Source organism: Dapis hubbardiae BLCC-M172 (assembly GCF_050016015.1).
GTDB lineage: Bacteria > Cyanobacteriota > Cyanobacteriia > Cyanobacteriales > Microcoleaceae > Trichodesmium.
This window is the reverse complement of record NZ_JBNHEQ010000234.1, coordinates 18,709-29,681: the sequence shown is the minus strand read 5'-3', so window position 1 is coordinate 29,681 and position 10,973 is coordinate 18,709. Positions and strand designations below refer to the sequence as shown.

Sequence of the window (10,973 nt, the reverse complement as noted above, 5' to 3'; positions counted from 1 at the left end):
TTACAGTGTTTTGGTTATGAGTTACAGTGTTTTGGTTATGAGTTACAGTGTTTTGGTTATGAGTTACAGTATTTTGGTTATGAGTTACAGGGTTTTGGTTATGAGTTACAGTGTTTTGGTTATGAGTTAGAGTGTTTTATCAATCATTTAGCACTGTAAAATTTGTAGCTATCTCTAGAGGGCAAATGCCATTTGCCCCTACAAAATATGGTACTTCTGCATAAGTCCTGTATTACTGATTATCCTGACATGATATAACCAGGACTTACGCAAATTCTGAAATAATACACTCTCTGTAGAGGGCAAATACCATTTCCTATATGTATTGCCAAAGTTTTAAGGACATTAATTCTAAATTCTAAATTCTGAATTCTAAATTCTTAACACGCTCCCGATCTATTCAAGACAACCCAGATAGTTTTCCAGATTAATTGTATATCGTATGCAATAGACCATTTTTGCTGATATTTCAAATCCATACGCACTACTTCTTCAAAGTCTTTGATATTGGAACGACCATTTACTTGCCATTCTCCAGTAATGCCTGGTTTTACCTCCAGTCTGCGCCAGTGATGTGTTTGATACAGTTCGACTTCATCAATAGAAGGAGGGCGAGTTCCGACTAAACTCATTTCTCCTTTGAGAACGTTCCAAAATTGCGGTAGTTCGTCTAAACTACTTTTACGGAGGAAACGACCAATGTTAGTTATTCTGGGGTCGCATTCGTTCTTAAACATATTTCCCTGAGCTTCGTTTTTGACTAAATGTTTTAATTCTTCTGCATCAATAATCATGGAACGAAATTTTCTGATGTGGAAAGTTTTGCCTAAAAAACCACATCGCACTTGAGTAAAAAATAACGGACCAGGATTATCGAGTTGCATGAAAATAGCGATGGGAATGGCGACTATTCCTGTAATTGCTAATCCTATTAAAGCACCGAGAATGTCTATTATACGTTTGGTTTTGCTGGTGACAGATGGATGAGTTGTTTGTGTATATGGATTAGTTGACTGGTGGTGTTGTAAAGCTAGGGTATTCATATTTTTAACTTTAATATTAATGGGAAGTTTTGTATCTGGAACCTTACACGGTGGATTTAGAAACCGGGTTTGTGCTAGTAGATGTCGGCAAAATGTTTAAATACAAACCCGGTTTCTGAGCGGTATCCAAAATATGAGTGAGAAACCGGGTTTGTGCTAATAGATGTCGGTTGGGCAAAATGTTTAAATACAAACCCGGTTTCTGGGACTTGTAGGGGCGATTTCCTGCGGAATGCTACGCAAACGCGAATCGCCCCTACAGATCGAATCGCCCCTACAGATTAATTGCTTTGTTCAATTTTAGAAACAATTGCTAGTAATTCCTGTTGAGACTGAGTATTTCCTTCCTTTTGATACAAGTCTGCTGCTTGGCGATAATCAGCGATCGCTTGTTCTAGTTTTCCTTGTTGATAATAAAGGTTGGCTCGGTTGGAGTAAATTTGAGGTATGTCTGGTCTGAGTTTGATAACTTCAGCGTAGTCAGCTAGGGCGTTTTGGTAATTTTCGACGGCATGATGTAGTGTCGCCCTATTGCCATAGATTTTGATTTTAGTTGTTTCATCGGTAGCAAATTCTAATGCTTTTTCGTAATCTGATAATGCTCCTTTTAAATCTGTTAGTTGTTGTCGAGCGTAGGCGCGGTTGTAATAAGTGTCTGCCATTTCGGGATTAATTTTTAGGGCTTCATTATAATCTTTGATGGCTTCTTCATAGTTTTGGGCTTGGAAATGAGCATTGCCTCGATTATTATATAAGGTGGCATTGTTGGGGTCTTTTTCAATAGCTTTGTTGTAATCAGTTAGTGCCCCTTGATAATCTTTTTGAGCTACTTTTTCTACTGCGCTATCGTTAATAGCTTCTACTTGGGTTACTTTTTGGCAAGCTATGTTTAAGGTACTGAGTGTGGTTGCTATTGTGAGAGTGAGAATAGTTTTAGAGATTCTGTTCATCATTTTTGTAATTGGTAATTGGATAGTTATGTTGTTGATTCTTGGTAGGGGCGAATGGCTATTCGCCCCTAAATATATATCTGATTAACTACGACGTTTGCATTTGAATAGAGCGATCGCTAAACCGACTATTGCGACTGTGCTGTTTGGTTCGGGAACTTTTTCTTTCAGCTAAGGCGATCCCCCCAACCCCTCTTAGTAAGGGGGGCTAAAGAATTTGACAAATGAGAGAATAAAAATTCATACCAGGTCTCCAGTCCCCCCCTTGTCAAGGGGGGTTAGGGGGAATCTAATCCTTAACTACGACGTTTGCATTTGAATAGAGCGATCGCTAAACTGACTATTGCGACTGTGCTGGTTGGTTCGGGAACTGATTTTGTTTCCTGCCCCCCAGTGCCACCGTCAGCTTCGGAGGCAGTGACAATAGTCACGGCATAACCAGGGAGAGAACCAGCATCATTGATAGACAAATAACCTGGTATACTTTTGTTAAAAGCAGCGTGAGAAGATGTAACCCAGTTACTCAAACCTGCGGTTGTTAAGCCAGCATTTACTGGAAAGTCGGAGGTTGCTGTGGGAATAACTACATTGTCTGTGTCAAAGTAAGTAACATAGCCTTCTAACTCATCCTTCAAAAAAGAGCGATCGTTTAACCACCAATCTCGACTGATAGGGTGGTGAGGACCCACACCATCAGTCAAAGCTACAATACCCATACCTTCTCCACTACCTGCCCAGTTAACAGCATTAACAAAGAAACCGAGAGGACCGTTAGGACGAGAACCAGTATAGTGCGAGTCTGCATCCTGACCGGTTAAGAAAGTACGGCTGCCCCTGGCGGCAGATATCGCCTCTTTGTTATTTAAAATCCCTGTAGAGTCAAAATCAAAAAAATTCCCAACCTTCACGGCAGTTCCAATCACGAAAACATCATAATCAGAAAAGTTAGGTGCAGGGTCTTGGGGATTCCAAATAGTGAGATTCCAATCTAAACTGCCATCTCCTTCTGGGTCAAATGTTGGTGCTTGAGCAGCTAACTGTGACATTTTGGCATTGTAAGCATCTGTCTGACCATACCACAGAACATTGAGAGATGCAGCATTAGCAACGGAGGCCGAAAATAGACCGAAAGTAGTAGCAATGGCTAAGATAGCTTGATTGATTAAACGATGTTTTTGATTACTCATAATTATCTCTCTTGGTAGATTAGATGTAGGTTGGGTTTTGCTACGCAACATGAAAAAGCGACAGCGCAACCCAACAAAAAAGTTGTATCTGTTGTTGTTGGGTTTCGGTTCCTCAACCCAACCTACGGTAATAGTAGACACCTCTGTAAAAATGCGGTTACTCCTATTATTCATAACCAACACAATTCTATAACAGAAAAATTAAAGCATTGTCGAAGATCGACAGTGAAAATAAATATTGTCGAAGATCGACAAAAAATGTATGGGTGAACGTTCGGTGTTGTAGGGGGTAATGGCCATTCGCCCCTACTGTTTGTTTAATGAAGTAGTACCTAAAACACCTACACCCAAAAGACCTAAAATGGAAACTGGTTCTGGTACTCTCTTGTGCTGTTGTTGTTGCTGCATCTCTTTAACCTTGATATCAATAAATGCACTTGTAAAAGAGGTTGCAGTTGAACCACCAACTCGCAGTTGGTTCAAGTTCCATCCTGCGCCACCACTGGCAAGAGCTAAGTCTATATAATCTGCTTCGGTATTGCTGAAAGCACTGGTAACAATACCACTTAAGGATGGAAGTTGGGTTGTTCTATATCCACCACTACCGTCGGCAATATAAGCATTTGCTTCTGAGTTAACTCCAATAGCATCATTCACAAAGTTGGCATTAACTACCGCATTCAAGAAAATATCATCTTTACTGTCTGCAGTTCCTCGCTGTAACCCTGCCAGGATGTTTGTGAAATTGAGGCTAGAGTTACCATTATCCCGATCTTCGTCTGTTACTAGGATGAAGTTAACGGCAACATCTTCCCGAAAGCTATAGTTATTTAGAGCAAAGTCAATGGCAGAATAACCATCTTCAAACCAACCAGATACGAGCAAGTTATTCGTCGCAGTTGTAAATTCAGCAGAAGTTGCAAAATTAGCTCCACCTATAGGCAAATATCGCCCCAAATTATGGGAGTAATTGCTATGATGGTAATTACCAAATCCAACAAGACCAAAACGGTTGTCTATGAGACCTTTACTTTGTAGGGCTGTATCTAGCTGTGGAATCATTGTGCCGAGCCATTGGTGTTCGCCGAACATAGAAGTGGATTCATCAACAATAACGACTACATCAGCACTTTGTAAGCTGGCTGCAGTTGCAGCGGGAGTTCCTGCAATTAACAAAGCTAGGGAACAAGTCCCTATTTGTAAGTATTTGTTGTTAACGTTCATTATATCTTTAGTGCATAAATATAGGATTTCTGTTGTTAGATCGAATTTTGTAGTAGCGGTTAAAAAAGTATAGAAACCGGGTTAATATTAAATGCCTTAGTTTGGGTAGGGGAGTAGGGGAGTAGGGGAGATGGGAGCATTTTTCTACCTTTTTCGTCTATTCTATTTCTCGATCTCCCCTAATTCAGCAATTCAGCAATTCAGCAATTCTGACTCCTTTGCCAAAAACCCTCACCTTTGCAAAGATACCAAATGGGTTCTATATGTGGTTAACTACGACGTTGACGTTTATAGCCAAGTAAAGCGATCACTCCATTTGATAGATTAGGGTGATTTTTGAGCCACCGTTGGAGATCCCCCCAACCCCCCTTACTAAGGGGGGCTAATCAGTCCATGGAAATCTACGGATTTTGTCATATTTAACCAGTCCCCCCCTTGAGAAGGGGGGCTAGGGGGGATCTAATCCCTAACTACGACGGTTACGTTTATAGCCAATTAAAGCGGCTACTGTCATTCCTAGCATTGCCATTGCACTAGGTTCGGGAACTGATTCTGGTGGCTCTATAGGGTCAGGGTTTATAGGGTCTATAGGGTCTATAGGGTCTACAGGGTTTATAGGGTCTACAGGGTCTACAGGGTCTATAGGGTCAGGGTTTATAGGGTCTATAGGGTCTATAGGGTCTATAGGGTCTATAGGGTCTATAGGGTCTATAGGGTCTATAGGTTCAGGTGTTGAATAATCAATTAACTGAGCATTCACAGGAGAATTAAAAATGTTGTCCGCCTGATTTAAAAACGCACCAGTAATTCCTGCTCCAAACTCGGCAGCAAACAGAGCAATAGGTTCATCTGCTTCTGTAGAAGCAATAGTTTGAGTTGCTATCGCATTCGTAGCATTAAAACCACCAGCACCTGAAGTAGTTGTATCATAGTCCACAGGAGAATATTCCGTAACTAGACGAGAATTTTCTGCAAATAATCGACTGGTGTTTTCTACGCCAGTATTTCGCTCAAAAATGCGGAAGTTAGAATCAGGGTCTTCATTGATAGGTATACGAGCAATATTTACTGCACCGAAACCATACTCATTACCAGTACCAGGCATTCCAATAGGGTTGCCGTCAACACCAAGGAGATTCCAGTTGAAAGAAATTACCTCTGATTCATCGAAATCATCCACTGTAATTACAAAACCATCCAAGACATTATTACCGTTGTCGATGGTCTCCCAGTCAGCAACTACAGGACTACCAAAGAAAGGGTTGGGGTGGCCGACAACTCGACAACCAGGAACTAAAGCGCAAGCACCAGGAGTGTTTCTCTCTCCAACACCAAGCAAGTCCCGGTTTGGTATTGGTCCGCTAGCAAAGGTATTCAGGTCTACCTGAACAGCATCCCATTGAATCGCTGTTTCAGTTGATTCCACCACTTGACCAGCGTTGGTAAATAGTTGATTTCCTGGTAGGGGGTCTGCATCTGGACCATTAGGGCGACCGTTACGATCGACTCCTGCACCTGCAAAAGTGGGAGCTGCACCATCGGTAACAAAACTATTTGTTCCTTCGGTGAGGGCAATACGAACCCCGGAGGCAGGTTGGTTGGACCAGTTGAGAACTTCAAAGGCGAGTTGAAATTTATCTCCTTCTGGATCGTCTTCCACAGCTTTAATATCAGTGAACCGGAAGCAGAAGACTGGAGGTAATAGGGTTTGAGGTGGTGGCGCAGGTGGTGGATCTGCTAGAGCAGCTTTAACTCCGACACCAAAACTAGAGGCGATCGCTGCTAAAATTGCTTTAGTTAAACTTGTTAAGTGACGTCTTTGATAATTTCTTTGATTACCCATAATTACTTCGATAATGAAAACAACGGTGAGTTTTTGAGATATCTAAGAAAAATTTCTTATTTGTCAGCAATTCGCGCAGGTATACTAAATAAATAGGACTGCTTAAATATTCAAATTTAAGATAGTCAGGACTTACGCATGAGGTAGGAAAAACTAGGATTTGAGATTGCTATCCGTTCCGGACTGCTTCGCAAACCCTGTCGGTCGCAATGACGAAAATATTTTGTACTGCGTAAGTCCTAATAGTAATACCTCGGTAAAAATGCGGTTGCTAGTCATCTCATTTATGAGTATAGGATAGATAAATCAAAGTATTGTCGAAGATCGACAGTAAAGATCGACAACTTTTTGACAAGTTAGCAAAACCAGTTGTAGCAATATATTCAGCCTAAATTAAGTGAAAATCGACAAAAGTATTTTTCAACTTTGTTGATTTTCAACAAAAAAAAATGGTTCTGTTGCAAAAAAGAAGAATTAGTGTATGCAACTCTGTTCATATTTATGACTTCAAGTCACAGACAAAAAACAGTAGGGACGTTCCATGGAACGTCCCTACTGTGGTCTACCGTGCAGGAAAACCGCTTTCAACAATTAATAATTAATAATTGCCTCTTCGGTACTTTGATATTTTTCACAGCGAAAATTACTTCAAAGCTAATAGGGAGAAGGCAAATACATCAACTTTTTTGCTGAAGTACCGATAATTATAAATTAGCTAATTTAGTATTACTTACCACTACAATATTTAGCATCTGCTTCATCCCATTTTCCTTGAATAAGTATGCTAGCTAAATCAAATAATTCAGTGAGATTAGCTTTAGATTTACATATTCTTTGATGAGAATTACCATCATTTTCTATGTATGTAACTCCTAGAACATATCTAAGTTGATTATCTTTAGGTTGACCCATAATAATTGATAATTCAGGAGGAATTGGAAAAAATAAGATGTTACTTGGAACATCATATACATAGTTTTCTGTTTGGATAGGTAACTCTACATCTGCTGAATTTCTACTAAATTCACCATTCTCAGAATAGTAGTTCATTTGCATTTTATTAGCAGCATTTATCTTAATTGTTGGTTCAACTTCTTTTGCTTGATTTGCTTGATTTAAAAAAGATGGAAGAGCGATAGCTGACAAAATTCCAATAATAATAATGACTACTAATAACTCAATTAAGGTAAATCCACGATTATTATTTTGTTTGTTTAAAAGTTGTAAAAGTTTGAGAGATAAGTTATTCATGGTTTCCCTGATTTAAAAAGTAAATTGACAATTTGTTTAAGGCTTCATCCATTAAGTTAGCTGCCGGATGCTCGGCAACAATACCTCTTAATATTCTCATGGATGACTTGACAGCTTCTTGATTTTCAACTGTAAAAAATTCTTTCATTTTTGTCAAAATATCTACTTGTTTTAAAGCTTCTATTTTGTCTGCTGAAGTCAACCAAGTTTCGGATTCAATAGCTAACCTTAATTCTGCTAAAGTTTCGGAAAAGTTAGGCTGAAAATTTCCATATAAGCTTTGCCAATTTGGAGGTATTTCTGCGGAATTTTGACAAATAACTGGCAACCAAGTCGCGCCAGGAAATTTATCTTCTAAATATTCTAATTTTTGTCGAGCTTGTCGCACGGAAGTAGATAAAGATTTACCACTAGAAAAGAATTGGAGAAAATGCTTTAAAAATTCCTGGGCGACTAAATCTGCAACGGGTTCTCGCATAACAATAATTGCGGGAATATGTAAGCGAGCAAGTTGTTGAGCTAAACCTAATCCATCGCAAGAATTAAAGATGGCTAATTGTAATCCTTTTTTAATGGCTGCTGTTAGGGCATTTTCTAATTCCTCAATTGTCATTTTGATGTGGTTGTCTAAGTAAAAATATCCGGTACTTAGATCGGCTTCACTTTCACTATGACCGGAAAAACAAATAATATCCCAACCTTTTTCATCCCATAATTTTTGATGTAATTCTTGGCGGTTGGGTTTGACTAATGAAACAGTTTTTACCACCTCCTTTGGCAGACTTTCTAAATATTTTTTATCTGCTTCAATATTTATTCCTTTGTCGTCTCCAAATATTGCTAAGATGCGGATTTTTTCCCTAGCAATTTTTAGCTTTTCGACTCGGTTAGCTTCTGGCAAACCTATAGCAGTTTCGGCAAACTGATAATTGGAGAGAAAATTCCATAAGTGCCAGGGAATGCGCTGCATTAAAACATCTTCTGATTGGATAATTAGTCGAACTTTGTCTGAGGGGTTAAATTTAGTTCGTAGTTCTTTTTCGATGCAGTTAAAATCTGAAGTATTTAACCAGTTGTTGAGGAGAGGTTGCAATTCTTTCTCTAATTCCCGAATCTGAATAATTATTTTCTGAGCTTCTTTTTCTATATCTTTTTTGGAAAAATTTGTTGTCTGCTCTTTCTTCATTTTGATTCTAGGAAGTAAGTCTAAATGTCGATAGCATTGTCTGAATTGTTTATATTTTTGACTCCAGTTTTGATAGAGTTGAGGAATTTCTGAATTTGCGGGTAAGCTACTGGAAAAAGAAATTGGTAAATGATGAGCGTCTGACCAAATATTAGCTCTAATAACTGGAAAACCTGTGGCAAAGTTTCCTCCTTCAAAGTTGAGAGTAACTAATTTTTCTCTGGCAGTGACAGGAGCAGAATTTTGGGTTTTTAATATCTGATTCATCAGGAATATTTGATATTCATTTTGCTCCGTTCGTTGACGATATAGAGTAATTTTTTTTTCTGTTTTTGCCAGATCTTGCTGATATTTTTCTTCTAGCACTCTGACATTTTCATCATAGAATTCCATAAACTCCCGATGGATTTTTTCCTTCTCAGTTTCTGGGGGTACATCTATTCTAATTACTACTACTCCATCACCTTTATTTTCCATGCCTTGAATTTTCATGGGGATGCCTTGGTTTTCCACTTGTACTTGTTGGAAGGATGACATAAAAGCTTTGGCATCTACTCCATTTCGGAATATTAAATCCACAGTATTTAAGACTTCTTTGAATAATTTTGTAAAGTCTCCTTCTTGGAAATATCCACTACTAGGGCGACGCTCTCTATCGTCTGTTTCTGGTTTGGCTTCTTCTAATAAATAGATATATTTTGATTCAACATTATCGAGGATAGTTGTATGGTCGATATTCCAACCTTCTAAACAAGTTCCTGACATTTGAGCGGTGGTAAAGTTAGTACCTATTGCTAATGTTTCGGTTAAATTTGCGTTGTTTAAATTGGCAGCTTGTAGGGAAGCTTCTCCTAAGTCTGCTAGTTTAAAATTGGCGTTACTAAGGTCGGCACTTATGAGGTTTGCTCCTCTTAAGTTTGCTCCTATAAATTCTTGGTCTTTTCCCCATCCAGTTATTAATAATTCTCTGACTTTTATATCTTCTAATATGGTTTTTTCGACTCTGGCAAATTTTAAATATTTGGTTTGTCGGTAGAATGTGCGGGTGGTATTAGCAAATCGGAAATTTGTGCTTTTAAGAATGGCGTGACTAAAGTCGGTATCGGTTAAATTAGCATTTTTAAAATTGGTGCCTCCTAAAGCTCCAATAGCAACAGCAAATTTTAGAATGAACAGATTATTTTCGTCTTCCTCTAATATCTTTTTTGCCAGATTTTTAGTTATTAATATTAGGGTTAAAGAAATAGCGATCGCCAGAATGGTTAACATTACGACATAAGGTATTTCCCATTTTTTTATTTGATTTTTAGCAGCAATTCCTGTTCCAACTGCTGTGATAAGATTCACCGATACTAATGCTGAATTTACTAGCCGTTTACCAGAGATAATTTCAGCTAAAATAATTCCTAAACTGAGAGTAAAAATTAACACTAATATTGCTATTGCAGAGATAACAAAGCTAAAAATTATAATCACAGCTTTATTTTCAGAATCGTCATTATTAGTGAAGAAATTAATGAAGGCTCTAATCATTTCACCAAATCTAAAATCTGTCATCCACTCTGACAATTTAATAACTGTGTTAGAGGATGTATCTGTCATTCCAAAAAAACTAAAAAAATTTACTATTTTCTCGTCATCAAGACCCAGGGATGCAAATATTACAGATATTGTTATCATCAAAATAATTAGAGTAAATAAATGCCACCAAATTTTTTTAATTCCCTGGCGAACTATTATTAGTAATAAGCCAATATTGATAAATTCTAGGAGAGGAAAAATAACTGCACCAATCTGAATTGGAATTACTTGACTTCTTTTACTAGAGATAAGTCTGATGGGAATAACAGTAGCACCACCTGCACCTACACCTGCAATTAAAAATAAGATAATTACCAGAATAAAAATAAGTCTAGTTTGAGATTTTGTTAATCCTGCTAAAGCATAATTGAACTTAGCACCCGTGAGATTTGCTCCGGTAAAATCTGCTCCTCTTATATCTGCATTAGAAAAGTCTTCACCAGTCAAATCTTGATTTTTAAAAGAACGACCTTGATAATTTTTGCGTTGTTGTTTTAATGAATGAATTAGCATAATTATTTACCCTTGAAAATTGAAAAAGTTTTTGTTCGTAGTAAAGCTCTCAGCCCTAGATATATATTTGTTGAAGTAATTATTCATTATTAATTGCTGATAACTGAAAAGAGATCCCCCCTAACCCCCCTTGGAAAGGGGGGAGTTTTCAGGGTAGTTTTTTCTTCGTTTTCTTGATAAATTGTTTAGCATAAT

8 protein-coding genes are annotated in these 10,973 nt (G+C 38.0%); all 8 read right to left on the bottom strand.

Annotation, left to right across the window (positions count from 1 at the left end; translation table 11 throughout):
- Positions 1–380: 380 nt before the first annotated feature.
- A complete protein-coding gene (locus tag ACP6PK_RS21760; RefSeq protein ID WP_426562584.1) occupies positions 381–1,043 on the bottom strand; it encodes a sugar transferase in 663 nt (220 codons plus the stop codon).
- Between the two features lie 281 nt (positions 1,044–1,324).
- Positions 1,325–1,996 carry a tetratricopeptide repeat protein gene (locus ACP6PK_RS21755; protein WP_426562582.1) on the bottom strand — a complete coding sequence of 224 codons (672 nt, stop codon included), beginning with the start codon at positions 1,994–1,996 and terminating at the stop codon, positions 1,325–1,327.
- Between the two features lie 81 nt (positions 1,997–2,077).
- Entirely contained in the window at positions 2,078–2,164 is an 87-nt protein-coding gene (locus ACP6PK_RS21750; RefSeq protein ID WP_094675373.1) for a PEP-CTERM sorting domain-containing protein, read from the bottom strand.
- Between the two features lie 125 nt (positions 2,165–2,289).
- Positions 2,290–3,354: a hypothetical protein gene (locus ACP6PK_RS21745; protein ID WP_426562580.1), complete on the bottom strand. Its 1,065-nt coding sequence runs from the start codon at positions 3,352–3,354 to the stop codon at positions 2,290–2,292.
- Between the two features lie 132 nt (positions 3,355–3,486).
- A complete protein-coding gene (locus ACP6PK_RS21740) occupies positions 3,487–4,404 on the bottom strand; it encodes a hypothetical protein (protein ID WP_426562578.1) in 918 nt (305 codons plus the stop codon).
- Between the two features lie 466 nt (positions 4,405–4,870).
- A complete protein-coding gene (locus ACP6PK_RS21735) occupies positions 4,871–6,247 on the bottom strand; it encodes a hypothetical protein (protein WP_426562576.1) in 1,377 nt (458 codons plus the stop codon).
- A 726-nt stretch (positions 6,248–6,973) separates the two neighbouring features.
- Complete coding sequence (locus tag ACP6PK_RS21730) at positions 6,974–7,498, bottom strand: prepilin-type N-terminal cleavage/methylation domain-containing protein (RefSeq protein WP_426562574.1); 525 nt, start codon at positions 7,496–7,498, stop codon at positions 6,974–6,976.
- Complete coding sequence (locus ACP6PK_RS21725) at positions 7,491–10,778, bottom strand: pentapeptide repeat-containing protein (RefSeq protein WP_426562572.1); 3,288 nt, start codon at positions 10,776–10,778, stop codon at positions 7,491–7,493. Before ACP6PK_RS21725 ends, ACP6PK_RS21730 begins: the two co-directional genes overlap by 8 nt.
- Positions 10,779–10,973: the final 195 nt, after the last annotated feature.

What these genes read in the sequence shown, in the direction of transcription:
- ACP6PK_RS21760 (WP_426562584.1), bottom strand. Translation starts at nt 1,043, where the DNA reads ATGAATACCCTAGCTTTACAACACCACCAGTCAACTAATCCATATACA.
- ACP6PK_RS21755 (WP_426562582.1), bottom strand. Translation starts at nt 1,996, where the DNA reads ATGATGAACAGAATCTCTAAAACTATTCTCACTCTCACAATAGCAACC.
- ACP6PK_RS21745 (WP_426562580.1), bottom strand. Translation starts at nt 3,354, where the DNA reads ATGAATAATAGGAGTAACCGCATTTTTACAGAGGTGTCTACTATTACC.
- ACP6PK_RS21740 (WP_426562578.1), bottom strand. Translation starts at nt 4,404, where the DNA reads ATGAACGTTAACAACAAATACTTACAAATAGGGACTTGTTCCCTAGCT.
- ACP6PK_RS21735 (WP_426562576.1), bottom strand. Translation starts at nt 6,247, where the DNA reads ATGGGTAATCAAAGAAATTATCAAAGACGTCACTTAACAAGTTTAACT.
- ACP6PK_RS21730 (WP_426562574.1), bottom strand. Translation starts at nt 7,498, where the DNA reads ATGAATAACTTATCTCTCAAACTTTTACAACTTTTAAACAAACAAAAT.
- ACP6PK_RS21725 (WP_426562572.1), bottom strand. Translation starts at nt 10,778, where the DNA reads ATGCTAATTCATTCATTAAAACAACAACGCAAAAATTATCAAGGTCGT.